Genomic DNA, 15,918 nt, shown 5'->3' on the forward strand with positions numbered 1-15,918 from the left:
TACCGCAGATGGCGATCGCGTAGGCGATGACAACCAAAACCATCCAAGCCCCTGGATTCATCCGGGGGCTTTCTGCCTGATTGTGATTTTAGATAATTGATCTTTCAAGACGCGATAAATCGCGTCTCTACATGAGGGTTTTGTTGCTCATTCTGAACTGTATTGCTTTATAACTGATACCAATTTTAAAAATAATTGCAACAGATGGAATGAGAAAATCCAGATACACCAAGCAGTTTACAATCCAAAATCTAAAATCTAAAATCCAAAATGGTATGACTTGCATTTATAGCCTATATCAAAGAAAAATTTTGTATCTTATTGCCAGATTTTTTAGGAATTAATGCCCATAATAAAAGCACTATACCTCTAATCCCAGAAAGTAAAAAAGCTCTCTCAAGGATCTTTTATCGAAAACCGTCTCAATTATCCTTCGACACATTAATGCATAATGTGAGCTATTTTTATAGTACCTAAATCCTAGTAGGATATTTTCGCAAATCTAAGTAGGAAGATAGATGGAAGTTTCTGGACGCCACATCAATTACCCACTGAATCCTCTTCCCCCTCTTGAAGATTTTCCCGTCCTTCAAACTGAAAAATATACCCTACGGCTAGCGTCAACTCAAGAAGAATTAGAATCAATTTTTCGGTTACGCTTTGAAGTTTTTAATCTGGAACTAGGCTTAGGATTATCTACTTCTAACTTTACCCAGATGGATATAGATAAGTTTGATGCGGTTTGCCATCATTTAATCTTGTTCTCCAAACAAACGGGTAAAACCATTGGAACTTATCGGATGCAAACCTATACAATGGCTTCTCAAAGACTGGGCTTTGATGCTGCTGATATATTTAATCTTAATGGAATTCCTGATTCTGTACTGCGAGGATCTGTAGAAGTTGGACGTGCATGTATAGCTAGAGAATATCGCAATAGTCAGGCACTTTTATTACTCTGGGAAGGTCTGGCAAATTATCTGATCTGGAGTAAAAACCAATATTTTTTTGGATGTGCATCGTTACTAACACAATGTCCTTGGCAAGCTACTTGCGCTTATGATTATTTTCGGCAGAATGGCTTGATGCATCCGAGTATTTTGGTCTATCCAAATTCACAATCTTCTCTAGAACTGCCTCAAGATTGTCCAGATTCATATAATTTTGAAATTCCGAAAATTTTGCAGGCATATTTGAATATTGGAGCTAAAATATGCAGTGTTCCAGCTGTTGATTTGCAGTTTAAGACTATTGATTTTTTAACTATATCTAATAGTAAAGACTTTGCTAGATGGCGTTACAAAATTTTGTAAAAATTGTCTTTTTTGCTAAAGACTATCATTTACAGGTGGTTAGAGGAATTAACTTTTGATGTTTATTCATTACTCTGAATCGGGTGCGATCGCTCAAAGCATCTTCAATGAACAAACTCAGATATAATTTTTAGCGATCGCACCTTATTTAGTCTTACTGACTCGATTATTGTAGATAAATTATTTATTGGGAAAATCACTTATGCGCCATCTCAAATTGACTCCGAGTTGGTTGCGATTTTTAATTATTTTCTTATTGGCGATGGGTATCTTGTTTCGCTTCTTTAACCTTGATGGCAAAGTTTACTGGCATGATGAAACTTATGCTTCATTACGGATTTCTGGTTACACAAAAACTGAAGCAAAACAGCAACTTTTTAATAATCGTGTCATTGGTGGAGAAAGTTTTACCCAGTTTCAAGGTGCAAATCCAGAAAAAAGCTTAAATGACACTATTATGTCTTTAGCAAAACAAGATCCACAGCATCCACCGTTATATTACATCATAGCTAGATTGTGGATGGAAGTTTTTGGTAATTCGGTGACGGCGATTAGAAGTTTATCTGCCTGTATTAGTTTGCTGGTTTTTCCTTGTGTTTATTGGCTATGTCGAGAATTATTTAATGTGCCATTATCGGTTTCTGGTGTTGCGATGCCTGCGGCGGGCGTAGCCATCGCACTCATGGCTATCTCTCCCATTCACTTAGTATACGCCCAAGAAGCACAAGAATATATTCTTTGGTTAGTCACCATATTACTATCCAGTGCGTCTCTGCTACAAGCTATGCGGGTAGAAGATGAGCTAGGAAAAGAACGACACAGATCAGATTTATTCGCTATCTGGAGCATTTATGCAGTAACTTTAGCCATCAGTCTTTATACATTTCTTTGGAGTGTATTTGTAGCACTTGCTCACGGCATTTATGTGATGATCGTCGCCAGATTTCAGTTTACTGAAACTGTCAGAACTTATCTGATAGCATCAATGGTAGGCTTTTTAGCCTTTATGCCTTGGATAACAGTTGTAATCGGTGACTTTTTTCAATTTTTGATTTCAGCAGATAAAACAACCTCACAGTCATCTTTAATGACTGTATTTCCATTTTTAATAATGCAGTTAAGCCGGATTTTTTTTGATATAAACCTTACTTCAGAAAATTCTCTAAACTATTTAATTACACCAATATTTTTAACTTTGGTAGGATATGCAATTTATTTTCTTTGTCGAACAACTAACTATAAAGTCTGGTCTTTTATCATTACATTAATTATAGTACCAGCACTACCCCTAATAATGCCAGATTTAATTGCTGGGGTTATACGATCATCTATCGAACCATATTTAATACCAGCTTATTTAGGAATCCAATTAGCTGTTGCTTATCTGCTAACTACACAAATATATAATGGGAGCCTGTCACACCGGAGCATTTGGCACACAATTATGTCATTAGTGATTATTTGTGGTCTAATTTCTTTTAAGGTGAGTTCTCAGGCAGAAACTTGGTGGAATAAAGGTATGAACTATGGCAATCCACAAGTTGCCCAAATCATTAATCAGGCGACTCGTCCACTTTTGATTAGTGATGCTTTGGGCAATAATTATGGGAATGTTTTTTCTCTGAGCTATCTTTTAGAGCCAAAGGTGCGATTTCTGTTGGTGAATAATCAAAAAATTCCTAAAATCCCTAATGGGTTTACTGATGTGTTTTTACTTAATCCTTCAGACCCTTGGCGCGAAACAATTGAAAAAAAATATAAGCTAAAGACAGATATCGTTTATAGTGATGACTATTATTCGATCTGGAAACTTACTAAAAATCGTAATTTGCGCCGACGTAATATGTCACCGAATAATCAATTATCTGCTAATTTATAGTGCAACATGGTTTTCAGGTAATGCATTATTTAATTTTCACCCGATGTTTAGAGTACATAATTGTCTACAAGTTATTGTAAAATTTAGTTATGCGGCGTTTCAAACTTACTCCAAACAGGTTGCGGTTTCTCATTGTCGTTTTGTTAATAGTTGGTATATTCTTTCGCTTTTTTAACATTGACGGCAAAGTTTATTGGCATGATGAGACTTTTACTTCATTACGGATTTCTGGTTATACGGCAAATGAAGTTAGGCAGCAAATATTTAATGGTCGCATAATTACTAAGGAAAGTTTTGCCAAATTCCAAAGTCCTAATATGGAAAAGGGCTTAATTGACACAATTATGTCTTTGGAAACAGAAGATCCACAGCATCCACCACTGTATTATATAATCGCTCGGTTTTGGGTGGGAATCTTTGGTAATTCGGTGACGGCAATCAGAAGTTTATCTGCCTTTATCAGCTTGTTGATTTTTCCGAGTCTTTATTGGCTATGTCGAGAATTATTTAAAGCATCGGTATGGGTATCGGAGGTTGCGATGCCTGCGGCGGGCGTAGCCATCGCACTCATAGCAATCTCCCCTATTCAGCTAGTATACGCCCAAGAAGCACGAGAATATATTCTCTGGATGGTAACTATATTATTATCCAGCGCCTCGTTGCTACGAGCATTACGGCTGGAATCAAAAAACGAAGTACCACGCATATTAAATTGGGGAATCTATGCAGTCACTTTAGCACTCAGCCTCTACACATTTTTGTTGAGTGGATTGGTAGCATTAGCTCATGGAATTTATGTAATTACCATTGCCAGATTTAGATTAAATCGGACAGTAAAAGCTTATCTATTAGCATCTTTAATAGGGTTTTTCGCCTTCACACCTTGGATACTGGTTGTAATAGATAACTTTTTGCAATTTGACAGTTCAACAGCCTGGACAAAAATGCAGTTTCCCCTAGAGATTTTAATTAAATCTTGGCTTTTACAGTTGAACCGGATTTTTCTTGATTTAAACTTTGGTTTTGAAAATCCCATTAGCTATATAATTACACCATTTTTTTTAATACTTATTGGATATTCTATTTATTTTATTTGTCGGACAACTAACTATAAAATCTGGTTGTTTGTCGTCACCTTGATTACGCTTCCTGCACTACCTTTAGTACTACCAGATTTAATCTTTGGGGGTATACGTTCACTTTCCGAACGTTATTTATTGCCTTCTTATTTAGGCATTCAATTAGCTGTTGCTTATCTCCTGACTACGCAGCTATATAATGAGAATCTTGTACGCCGAAAAATTTGGCAAACAATTATAGGATTAGTGATTATTTGTGGGCTAGTTTCTTATGGAGTGAGTTCCCAAGCTGAAACTTGGTGGAGTAAGGTGATTAGCTATGGTAATCCACAAGTTGCAAAAATTATCAATCAGGCTGCTCATCCACTTTTGATTAGTGATGATTCTGGTATTAATTATGGGAATATATTTTCTCTGAGCTATCTTTTACAACCAAAGGTACAGTTTCAATTAGTACAACATCAAGCTATCCCTAATATTCCTGATGAGTTCACTGATATTTTTTTACTAAATCCTTCAGATAGCTGGCGCAAGCAAATAGAAAGTAATTATCAGTATAAAACAAATGTTTTATATAGTGACAATCATTACTTGCTCTGGAAAGTAGAAAACCCTCACTCATTGCACTAGCATGATATACTAAGTTTGGGAAAATTATTCAGTACTTTAGCAAACTAAAATTTCAGATTTGCGAAACTGTCATTGCTCTTACATCTACTTTTTTATCAAATAGAATTCGTGGTTTCAGCAAAATTTTAAATAGTAATAATAACGAATGTAATTCTCCTGGTGCATTCTGGCGCTTCCACTGTCCAGGACGACAAAAGAGCATCTCTACAAGGCGGCGATGTTGATTTAAACTTACTGATTTAAACCTAAGCCGCACTGTGAAAGATTCATCTTTAAACCCAGTACTCACAAGCTCACCAGTTAGCCACAAATTTTCTTCTATAATTCCTATATTTATTAGCTGATGGGCAAATAAATAGATGGGCAATTTCTGAGTTAGAGCGATTTCAACACCTGCTTCCGAAATCATTGTAGTCACACCCCACAAATTCTGATCGCCAACTCTTAACTGCACTATTCGCCGCAAATTAAACCATTCATACATATCTGCTTTTGGTGCATCTATTAAAATTAAAATGGTGATACCAATCATAATCAAATTATAAATACTCCACAGCCAACCTAAATTGATACCTGTAATTTGTTGCGTAGTTTCTGATGCAATATTTAGATTTAGCAACAAACTAATAGCAGTAGCAAAAAACAAAATTATGAGAGGTATGGCTAAATTCCAATTAAAAGTATAACGATTCTTTACTATACCTTTTGGTGTAACTTGAAATCCTTTTGCAAAAGGATAAACCATCACTTGTAGGGTATTTATTGCCAAAGGGAAGCAGATTATTAGTGAATAAATATCTGAGAGTAAAGCTGAACAAGAACGATAAGTCAACCAAGAAAATGTTGCTAAATTCACTAAATAGTAGGGCAAGAAAAAAAATAATAATTCTGCTGCTGTTGAACGGATAGGAATCACATGGAAAAAGGAATATGCTAATGGGATAAGCAGAAAATAGATCCGCGAAATATTGCCAAACCAATATAGCAATGCTGCTAAAGAAGCTAATCTCTGCATAAGAGTTAGCCCAGGAATTTTTAAAGGATTAGATTTAATAAATAGCGCCTGGAGTGTACCTTGTCCCCACCTTAATCGTTGAATTGCATAGCCGACGATATTTTCTGCTGCTAAACCAGCGCTTAACTTTTCGTTTAAATAAACTAAACGATAGCCTTGAGCAGATAAGCGAATTCCTGTGAAATAATCTTCACTTAAAGATTCAATTACAAAACCCCCAATTTCCTCTAAAGCACTTCTGCGAACAACAAAGGATGTACCGGCACAGATTGCACTACCGGAAGAATCACGACTTGTCTGAATTTGGCGATGAAATACTTCTGCTTCATGGGTGAGAACATTTTCTAAGCCTAGATTACGGGCTATGGGATCAGCATTATAAAAGCTTTGAGGTGTTTGTACAAGGGCAATTTTTGTATCTTGAAAAAATCCAATAGTGCGAGTGAGAAAGTTGTTAGTAGGGATAAAATCAGCATCAAAAACTACTATTAATTCTCCATTAGTTTTAGCGATCGCATGATTCAAATTACCTGCTTTCGCATAACTATTATCAGGTCGCGTTAGATAATAACAACCTAATTCTTCTGCCAAATCCCTCATTTCTAAACGATTAGTATCATCCAAAAGATAGATTTTTTTACTTACATAATTTAGGGCTTGACAACCAATAATTGTCCGTCGTAGTATAAAAACTGGCTCGTTATAAGTTGGTATAAGAATATCAACAGTTGGTACAAAGCTACCACTGAGTACAGCTAATGATTTCATGTCTGCTTCTCGGTGACGTTCTTTGATATTCAACATGAAAAATAGCTGTATAGTGCTATTGACGATCACTAACATCTCTGCAAAAAATAACCCTAGACTAAATACCCCATTCAAGGGATCTACTAAATTTAAGCTAGAGAGCGATCGCCACAAAACATACCGCAAAGTTAAGATGATTAACATTCCCACTATTAACCGTTGCGACCAAATCCGTGGTATTGGAGATATTTTCGTCACGATAAACACAGTTAACAAGCATCCAAGAGTGGGTAGCAGTAAATATTTACCCTCTATTCTTGGAACTGCTAACCACATTGGTGGATGCATTTGCCAGTAATTGATTTGAGCAAAAATTCCACTAATTTTATCTTCACCAGCGAACCATCCTGCTATAATGATGCCAGAAAATAAAACAATGCCTAATAAAAGTAGCGTTGCTGTGTGGAATTGAATAACTCTCTTAGAAACAGTATTTTGAGATGGTTTATAGCGAAGTTTTGATCCTGACATTTTATTTACCCTTTTTCACCTAAAACTATTCTGTAAAAAAGTATTTCACCAGATTTTTGTGACGGATTTTTTTGAAGAAATATTACAAAACATTTCTAATAATACTTTATAATCAAAGATTGCTATGTATTTTTTAATACATAACCTATATTTTCTAGATTCATAATCTTTTATAAGATATTCAAATATTTGCTTGATTAAAATCAGCTAAAAATAATAGAAATGAATATTAAACAAATTCTCATCTCAAATTAATTTAAATGATGGTAATATGACCTAAATTATCCTTTGAGATGAATTCAATAATTCATTTAAAGGTGTTGTATGCAAATAACAGATTTTCTTAGTCTTGTACATCCAGCGATCGCAATCATATTTGTGTTTCCACTCATTGGTACAGTAGTGAATTTTGCTTGGCAAACACGCCAACGCCGATTGCAAATTTTAGCTGGGAGTAAGAGCAAAATTCCTCCCGTGGTGGGTGGAGAACATAAGCAGTTAGGTGAAAAGCTAACAAGTGCAGTTGTCGGATTAACTTTAATCGGATTAAGCTACCCTATTAGCAAAAATATTATCACAAATCAATTGTGGAATAAAACACCTTTTCAAGTTGTTTTTATCCTGTTACTGTTTGCTGCCACCATCGCCTCTTTAGTATTTCTTTATCGGGCAAAGCAACGGGTATGGCGGGGAGTTTTTGCAACTTTAACTGGTGCAGGTTTAGTCATTTTAGGCTGTCAGGATGGAGTCTATCGCCGCACTAATGAGTGGTATTGGTCACATTATTATATTGGGATTACCGCAGCACTGCTGATGATTTTTTCATTAGCAATTGTTCAAGATATTTATCAAGATAAATCCAATCGTTGGCGTATCGTTCATACAATTTTAAACTGCATTGCTTTGTTACTATTTATTGGACAAGGTATGACAGGCACACGAGACTTATTAGAAATTCCTCTGAGTTGGCAAGAACCCTATATTTATCAGTGTGATTTTGCTAATAAAACTTGTCCAACGCCAAATCCCCAAGTAGGAAAATAGGGTGAGGAATGGGGAAGAAGCAAGGGAGTAGGGAGCAGGGGGAAGAATTTTCCCTTCCGCCCCCCGCACCCTGCCCCTCTGCTTCTTTTCAATGCCCAATCATTCCAGTGGTAAAGTCACAATTACCGTTGTGCCAACACCCTGCTCACTTTCTAATTGAATATAACCACCATGTAGCTCCACACATTTTTTAACTATAGTGAGTCCTAGTCCTGTTCCTTGAATTACACCCACATTACTAGCGCGATAGAAGGTTTGAAACAGACGGGTTTGGTCTTTGAGGGGAATGCCCATTCCCCTGTCTCTTACCTGGAAAACTGCAAGGCGATCTTTGCAAATTAAATCAAACCAAATAGTGCTATGTTGAGGGGAATATTTGATGGCATTAGAAATTAAATTGGTTAAGATACAATTTAGTAGGTCTTCATCCATTTGGGCTTGGGTAGATTTTCCTTGACAAGTAAAGATAATACTGTGCTGACTACCTGCATTAATTTGAAGAATATCTGTGAGTTCGCTGCAAAATTTTTCTAAATTTAAAAGTGTAGGTTTGTATTCGAGTTTTGCTGCTTCTGTTTTACTCAAAAATAATATCTCATCTAAGAGATGAAGCATTTGGTTTATAGCATTTTGTATACGATCAAAATATTTAGTTCTCCGGTCATCGGTTAGTTTATCACTGTTATATTCCAGGATATCTACAGCCGTCCGAATTGTAGTCATAGGGGTGCGAAACTCATGGGAAACCATTGCGACAAAGTTTGACTTTAACTCGTTGAGTTCCTGTTCCTTTGCTAGGGCTTGACGAGTGCGTTCTTCACTTTCCCGTAGTTGGTTAAGAATTTCGCTCCTTTCAATGGCATAGCGAATAGCACGCACTAATCTTTGTATAGTGATTTGATCTTTAACTAGATAGTCTTGTGCGCCTTCTGCTAATGCTTGCATTGCTAAGTCTTCATCATCAAGACCTGTTAACACCACTACTGGAATATCGGGTACTGCTGCCCGATATTCTTTCAACGTATCCAATCCAATAGAGTCTGGGAGGCTGAGGTCTAACAAAACTAGATCGAATCTGCGTTGTCTTCGATTCACTATCTGAGAATTATCAAGGGTCAATGCAGAGTTTTCTCTGCTAGCATCTATTGCCTCAGATAGCCGTTCAACATGTAACATCTGCCATTGTTCTTGATCTGCATGTAAAAATATCCGGCGTAGCAGATGGGCATCACTAGCACTATCTTCTACTAATAGAATATGAATAGTGAACTTTTCCATAGTAAAGGGTTATATCAATTTGTTAGATAATCACCTGATTTCCTATTTGTTAGATAGGGTTTAATTGTCTAGTGTTGTAAGTAACAATTGAAATTTCCAACCCAATTACTTTTGTGGTAATGTTACTGCTATCAACCAGAAATCTTTGATCAGCTGCACAACTTGAATAAACTGGTAGACATCAATGGGTTTTGTGACATAGCAATTAGCACTGAGATTATAGGAGCGTAGAATATCCTGCTCATCAGTTGAGGTAGTGATTATGACAACAGGAATGGACTTAAGATTTGGGTCTGATTTGATTTCTGTTAATACTTCACGCCCATCCATTCCTGGAAGATTTAGATCCAGTAAGATTAAATCTGGACGCGGAACATTAGTAAACTCTTCTTGCTCCCGTAAGTAGTTTATAGCACTTTCACCATCTTCAACCCAGTGTAAGTTGTGGGCGATTTGAGCATTTGAAAAGCCTTTGATGGTTAGGTTTGCATCACTAGGAGAGTCTTCAACTAGCAAAACTTCAATAGGTCGCAATGCTTGACGATCAATCATGCAGTTATTAGAGAGTTATTACGCGGATATACAGTATATATACTAAAGATACCTTAATTTGCGTTGAGAGTAAGATAGAAAACTGTTCCTACGCCTGGTTCCGACTCAGCCCAGATGCGACCACCATGCCGCTCGACGATTTTTTTGCAGATAGCTAGACCAATGCCTGTACCAGAAAATTCTCGACGAGTATGAAGACGGCGGAAAACCTCAAAAATCCGCTCAAGATATTGAGGCTTAATACCGATGCCATTATCCTGTACCCAGATGAGCCATTCTGAGTGGGGAGTGGGGAGTGGGGAGTGGGGAGTGGGGAGTGGGGAGTTAGGTTTTTCTTCTGCCTCCCCTGCTCCCCCTGTTTCCCCTACCTCCCCTGCTTCTCTGAGGATGGCGCCAATATGAATCTGGGGTGGCTCTTTTCGGCAAAACTTGATTGCATTGCTGATCAGATTTTGGAATAACTGCACCATTTGGGTTTTGTCTGCGTACAACTTTGGCAAAGGTTCATGGGTGATGATGGCTTTGCTTTGAGCGATCGCTATATGTAAATTATTAAGAGCTAGATTGAGTGCAGTATTACAGTCAACAAGGACAAATTCTTGACCGCGAGTCCCCACGCGAGAATAAACTAGCAGGTCTTGAATCAACTGCTGCATCCGCTTTGCGCCGTCGATAATATAACCAAAGTATTCTTGGGCAGAGTCATCTAAATGGTCTTGATATTCATTTTCTAATAATTGGGTATAGCCCGTTACGGCTCGTAATGGTTCTTGTAAATCGTGGGAAGCCACATAAGCAAATTGTTCTAACTCTTGGTTAGAGCGTTTTAGTTCCTCATTGAGCTTTTGTAATTCTGCCGTCCGTACCTGTACCTTGATTTCTAATTCCTCATTAGCCTTTTGTAGTGCCATTTGTGCAAGGTTGCGATCGCGCAGGGCAATTTGTTGTTCTGTAATATCGGTGTGAGTACCTACCCACTCTTGAATCTTGTCATTGGCATCCAGTACGGGAACTGCGCGCGCGGCAAAAAATCGATAGCTACCATCTGCAACCCTTAGGCGATGCTCACTAAAATAAGGATTTTTGGTTTTTAGTGCCTGAGTCCACAACAACTCTGACAACTCCCGATCTTCAGGATGAATTGCATCGAGCCATCCCCAGCCCTCGATTTGAGCATCACTTTGCCCAGTTAAGGCTATCCAAGACGAAAAGTCTTTTGGCATCCCTTTCGTATCAGCTATCCAGACAGCTTGAGAGGTTGCAACCACCAGTGAACGATAGCGTCTTTCATTCTCTTCTAGGGCAATTTCTGCAAATTTTTGGCGAGTTATATCTTGAAAGAATACTGATACTCCTTCCGGTGAGGGGTACATGCAATATTCAAACCAGCGCTCAAACGGTGGATAAAATTCCTGCATCTGAATGACTTGCTGTTCTGCCAAAGCCTGGAAATAGGCATGGTAAAACTGATATTCCACAGCTTCGGGAAATACTTCCCAAATGTTTTTACCAATTAAGTCTGCGGGGTGGTAGTTGAATATTTGTCCTGCCCTCTGATTGATATAGGTGCAGGATGAGTTTCGATCGAGGGCAACAAAAGCATCTGTAATAGTCTCTAAAATATCTGCCAGTTTTGCTTTTGCACCTTGTTGTTCCAGATGAATAGCTTCTTGTGATAAAGCCTGGTTAAGACGAATTTGTTTTTGCAGTAGTAAATAAACCACAATTAGCAAAAGGAAACTTAAAACATACCCTAGACCGACTACAATCAATACTTGGCGAAAAAGATCATCTGTAATTGCTATTCGCTGTTGCAGTAAAGTTTTTTCTTGATTGTGCATTGCCTCAAGTTGTTCGCGGATCTCTATACTCCGATCTGCGATCGCTATTTGAGTTGACTGATCTAAACTTACTTGCCCAACCAAATCAATGGATTGCTCAAGCAAGGAAAATTTCTGTGCAATCAGAGATTCCAGTGTATCAAGCCGCCTTTGTTGGCTAGGATTATCACTACTTAGCTGTCGGATGACTTTAAGCACCTCATAGACCTTCTGCTTCTCGCCTTGATAAATTTTTCGGTAAACTGTGTTTTTCGTGAGAATATAACTACTTCGTGCGCCTTCAGCATTACTGAGACCAATATGCGTATGATCTAGCGCTTCTATCACTTGATGAGTATGAAATACCCATCGCTTTTCTTCCGTCAACCTTTGGATACTTAAGTAAGAAGCTGTTCCGACGCCACACAATAGCAGTAATGCCAAGCTAAAACCGCCTGGAACCAATTTTTCTAACAGTTTGTTCATGGAATACTCGCAAAAGTGTAGCTAATAATCACATCAGTTTTAGCTCTAATAGCAAGCTTATGACGATCCTTTAATCAAAAAATACAGTATTATTACGTAGACATAGTTATATATTGAAAACTATGTTTATGTTGCTAGACGCATTAAAGCTTCGGATTGCGATACCTGCGGTTAAGGACTTCCAAATAAAAAAATATCCTATCGTTTTGACGGCAGGGAGAAAGAAAATCGTTTTGATTTGGTTTAAATTATCCAATATTGTAGGGTAGGCAACATGAGCGCCCAGTTTATATGGCGCTCATGTTGCCTACCCGATAAGAGTTAATTGAATATTTTTTATTTGGAAGTCCCTAACGTAGAGACAATACAGCGTGTGACACAAAAAAATGAGTGGATAATTGTGGCTGTTAGACCATATATCCACTCAAAATTTACTGTATTAGGGTTACAACAAAAGACACCACGAAATAATTAAAACTTGGGAGAATTCAAATCAATTAACGTGACTCAGTTCCTTGATTGGGACTACCTGCTACAGAATCCTCTCCTGGTGCTTCTGGAGTAGCAGTAGGTTTAGCATCACTCTTTTCAGCATCGCCAGTTTTGCGGGTACTTTCGTCGATAGGGGTTTGGTAGCCACCAGAAGCGGTAGGCGTAGTTTCTTGATTCTTAGATTTTTCTTTTTGTTGTTCAGCCATGATCACATTCCTGATTATTTATCGTTGGGACTATCTTAAAAAATTAGGAGTGTGAGTGTATCTATCCAAAATCTAGTTATGGCTGATTCGTTTATCTATCGTAAGTATTGTTTTTTAAATTTGGTGGTGGATAACAACAAGCACCATAATTTTTCGATTTTACCCCAGTCCCCAATCCCTAATCCCCAGTCTCCTTTACAACGTTCTCTAAGTAAATAAAGTTAATAATATGATGTGATGATTGCGATCCAAACTATAGGACTCTGTGGACAGCTACGTAACTTTTCAGGAGCGCAAGAGCTTGGTAGTTTGGTTGTTGCATCAGCTTGGAGAGGTCGCGGATTGGGTACTTTGTTAACGCAGCATTTGATTAATACAGCAACGCAACCACTTTATCTGGAATGTTTAGGTCAGCGACTAGCGCAGTTTTACAGTCGCTTTGACTTTGTGCCAGTATCTTTTGAAGACTTGCCACAATTTCCTAAGACAAGAGGATTATCTACGCTCAAGGGAAAATTTAGATTGTCGCAACTAGCTAAAAGATTGCTCAGAGTTCCTGTGGTGTTTATGAAGTATCAAGCTCAGGCTAATTCGTAATTTAAGGTATGCAGAACAAGGGATAATACAAGATGTTTTCAAGCCTTTACTCTCCCTTATTCTCCATTCCCTAGTCCCCATTTTCAAATCGTAGGTTTCGCAAAAATTGTTAGCAAGACAGGCCCTAGTAAATAATGGTGATTCAAACACAATAGCCCAGCAGAGGAGCCAAGAAGTTGACGTTGATTAGGGCTGTAGAGTCTAATTCCACGGGGAGAGACTGGCAATAATTGAGGTTCTGTCTCTTTTTTAGAAGTAATGTCAACTAAATAAAAGCGTCCACCAGGAGAAAGTACCCGTGCTATCTCACTAAGCACCTGTTTTGGTTCTAAATAGTGCAAGAAGCTGATAGTGCTGAAAACAGCATCAAACTGACTATCAGCAAAGGGAAGAGACTCAGCTTTCCCCTCAATATAAATTAAACGTGGGCGGTGACGGTTACTCTGTCTTGCTACCCGCAACATATTAGTAGATAAATCTAATCCGGTGGCTTGCAAGTCGGGAAACTGAGTAGCAAGGCGCTCAAGTAAGCGGCCAGTACCACAGCCGATATCAAGTACATTTGCTGGCTCTGGTAATTCGACGTACTCCAGTAAGCGTTTGTGAACGGCTCGATAAAATACTGAAGGAAAGAGCCAGTCATAACTTGGTGCCCATCGGTCAAAAAGTAGCTTTTTATTACTGAAAAAGTCATTAGTCATTAGTTTTCACAGCTTCTCTAAAGCTGGATGCTTTTTTAGGGTGAGTTTAGCTGCGCCTCCAAGAATTTGTTTAACAGCACAAGTTAACTATAGCGGTTCTGAATTGTTTGTAATACTGGGCTTTTGTAGTGGTGTGGTAAGCTTAAAAGCTATTCCTGCCCAGTGTCCTTTTGAGCGAGATATCACCCTGTTTGGTCGGAAGCTATTGCATATTCCACCGATGTGTAAATTAAATCCTCTATACGAGGAAGTAGTGGGTTTGCGTTTTAAAGCGCTCTGTTATCTTGCCGATGAATGCGGTGAAGATGTCACAGCTTATTGCTAATAGGCAGTTGTATCGTTCTTTAATCGAGCAGCGATCGCTAATTGCAGACTTACGGTTGTTACTTACTCAGGTTTATACTAAGCTAACGTACACCTAATTAGATGTTTGGCTATTACAGCAGTTTTCATATATTTGAATCACATCTGTTGTAAGGGCACAGCAATGCTCATTGGTGTCAACTTAAGCCTGGGCGAATGGAATTCGCGGCTACATAGCCAAAGTCCGCCTGCGCGGACTAAATTCAAATTAAGGGTTTGAAACCCACGCAGGTGGGTTTTGTTTATATAGACGCGGTTTCTAACCGCCCGTTTGCCGTTAAGTTGACACCTGTGAGCAATGCTGTGCCCCTACCGCGTGGTCTATTTACCTTGAAAATAGCTGTAAGTAGCTGACACCTCGAAGACAGTGTTTCCAGACCGTATTATTGCTTACCGTACCCTGCTGAAATCATTAACATCATCATGACGCACATCTTACTGGTTGAAGATGAGGTCAAACTGGCACGATTTGTCGAATTGGAATTGAATTATGAAGGCTATCAAGTCAGTATTGCCTACGATGGATTAACTGCACTCACCGCAGCGCGTGAGTTACATCTGGATTTAGTAATTTTAGACTGGATGTTGCCTGGTTTGTCGGGGTTGGAAATTTATCGCCCCTTGCGAAATATTATTGATAAAGTGCCAATAATTTTATTAACGGTCAAAGACGAAGTAAGCGATCGCATTGCAGGCTTAGATGCTGGTGCTGATGATTACCTCGTTAAACCCTTCAGCGTTGATGAATTATTAGCTAGAGTGGGCGCTCACCTACGAAGAAGCTACCAAGCAGACGCCGCAGATGTTTTAGAATTTGAAGACCTGAGTTTAAATCGTCGCACGCGAGAAGTGTACCGAAATCAGCGGTTAATTGAGTTGACTGCTAAGGAATTTGATTTACTAGAATATTTATTAGCCCATCCGCGACAGGTAATTACCTGCGATCGCATTTTAGAAGAAGTCTGGGGTTATGACTTCATCGGCGATGCCAATATTATAGAAGCTTATATTCGCTACCTACGCCTGAAACTTGAAGCCAATAACGAAAAATGTCTCATTCAAACTGTGAGTGGTGTTGGGTATACATTGCGTGATTGAATTTGGGGATTGGGGACTGGGGATTGGGGATTGGGGAAAATTGTTGAACAAGTTTTTCTGTTGTCTTCTTCAGGGTAGTTTCATACA

At 38.4% G+C, this 15,918-nt stretch carries 12 protein-coding genes and 1 pseudogene; 7 read left to right on the forward strand and 6 right to left on the reverse strand.

Going from position 1 to position 15,918, the window contains the following annotated elements:
* Positions 1 to 518 precede the first annotated feature (518 nt).
* From V7L07_RS16015 to V7L07_RS16025, 3 genes are all read left to right on the forward strand, one after another.
* Positions 519 to 1,313, forward strand: coding sequence for a GNAT family N-acetyltransferase (locus V7L07_RS16015; protein WP_335059402.1), 795 nt, complete (start codon positions 519 to 521; stop codon positions 1,311 to 1,313).
* Positions 1,314 to 1,515: 202 nt separating this feature from the next.
* On the forward strand, positions 1,516 to 3,192 hold the full coding sequence (locus V7L07_RS16020; RefSeq protein WP_335059404.1) for a glycosyltransferase family 39 protein: 1,677 nt from the start codon (positions 1,516 to 1,518) through the stop codon (positions 3,190 to 3,192).
* 89 nt (positions 3,193 to 3,281) lie between these two features.
* A complete protein-coding gene (locus V7L07_RS16025; RefSeq protein WP_335059406.1) occupies positions 3,282 to 4,901 on the forward strand; it encodes a glycosyltransferase family 39 protein in 1,620 nt (539 codons plus the stop codon).
* A 52-nt stretch (positions 4,902 to 4,953) separates the two neighbouring features.
* Here V7L07_RS16025 and V7L07_RS16030 read toward each other — a convergent pair whose 3' ends face one another.
* A complete protein-coding gene (locus tag V7L07_RS16030; RefSeq protein ID WP_335059408.1) occupies positions 4,954 to 7,194 on the reverse strand; it encodes a glycosyltransferase family 2 protein in 2,241 nt (746 codons plus the stop codon).
* Positions 7,195 to 7,518: 324 nt separating this feature from the next.
* On the opposite strand from V7L07_RS16030, the gene V7L07_RS16035 reads away from it, so the two are divergent.
* Positions 7,519 to 8,238: a DUF4079 domain-containing protein gene (locus V7L07_RS16035; RefSeq protein WP_179068282.1), complete on the forward strand. Its 720-nt coding sequence runs from the start codon at positions 7,519 to 7,521 to the stop codon at positions 8,236 to 8,238.
* A gap of 99 nt (positions 8,239 to 8,337) precedes the next feature.
* Here V7L07_RS16035 and V7L07_RS16040 read toward each other — a convergent pair whose 3' ends face one another.
* The 4 genes from V7L07_RS16040 to V7L07_RS16055 all read right to left on the reverse strand — a co-directional run bounded on the left by V7L07_RS16040 (position 8,338) and on the right by V7L07_RS16055 (position 13,072).
* Positions 8,338 to 9,516 (reverse strand): hybrid sensor histidine kinase/response regulator, encoded by a 1,179-nt coding sequence (locus V7L07_RS16040; RefSeq protein WP_335059410.1) that lies wholly within the window; start codon positions 9,514 to 9,516, stop codon positions 8,338 to 8,340.
* Between the two features lie 105 nt (positions 9,517 to 9,621).
* Positions 9,622 to 10,068: a response regulator gene (locus tag V7L07_RS16045; RefSeq protein WP_335059412.1), complete on the reverse strand. Its 447-nt coding sequence runs from the start codon at positions 10,066 to 10,068 to the stop codon at positions 9,622 to 9,624.
* A 53-nt stretch (positions 10,069 to 10,121) separates the two neighbouring features.
* The gene (locus V7L07_RS16050) at positions 10,122 to 12,374 is read right to left on the reverse strand and encodes a sensor histidine kinase (RefSeq protein ID WP_335059414.1); all 2,253 of its coding nucleotides are present in this window, start codon (positions 12,372 to 12,374) and stop codon (positions 10,122 to 10,124) included.
* 497 nt (positions 12,375 to 12,871) lie between these two features.
* Positions 12,872 to 13,072, reverse strand: a complete 201-nt coding sequence (locus tag V7L07_RS16055; protein WP_335059416.1) for a hypothetical protein — start codon at positions 13,070 to 13,072, stop codon at positions 12,872 to 12,874.
* 255 nt (positions 13,073 to 13,327) lie between these two features.
* Here V7L07_RS16055 and V7L07_RS16060 point away from each other — a divergent pair.
* Positions 13,328 to 13,669 (forward strand): annotated as a pseudogene (locus tag V7L07_RS16060) (GNAT family N-acetyltransferase); the annotation flags it as partial.
* Between the two features lie 83 nt (positions 13,670 to 13,752).
* On the opposite strand, the gene V7L07_RS16065 reads toward V7L07_RS16060, so the two are convergent.
* Positions 13,753 to 14,370, reverse strand: coding sequence for a class I SAM-dependent methyltransferase (locus tag V7L07_RS16065; protein ID WP_335059418.1), 618 nt, complete (start codon positions 14,368 to 14,370; stop codon positions 13,753 to 13,755).
* A 40-nt stretch (positions 14,371 to 14,410) separates the two neighbouring features.
* Between V7L07_RS16065 and V7L07_RS16070 the strand changes: the two genes are divergently transcribed.
* Both V7L07_RS16070 and V7L07_RS16075 read left to right on the forward strand, forming a co-directional pair.
* Positions 14,411 to 14,695 carry a Mo-dependent nitrogenase C-terminal domain-containing protein gene (locus V7L07_RS16070; RefSeq protein WP_335059420.1) on the forward strand — a complete coding sequence of 95 codons (285 nt, stop codon included), beginning with the start codon at positions 14,411 to 14,413 and terminating at the stop codon, positions 14,693 to 14,695.
* A gap of 461 nt (positions 14,696 to 15,156) precedes the next feature.
* Entirely contained in the window at positions 15,157 to 15,831 is a 675-nt protein-coding gene (locus V7L07_RS16075) for a response regulator transcription factor (protein ID WP_335059422.1), read from the forward strand.
* Positions 15,832 to 15,918: the final 87 nt, after the last annotated feature.

Source organism: Nostoc sp. (genome assembly GCF_036916985.1).
GTDB lineage: Bacteria > Cyanobacteriota > Cyanobacteriia > Cyanobacteriales > Nostocaceae > Nostoc.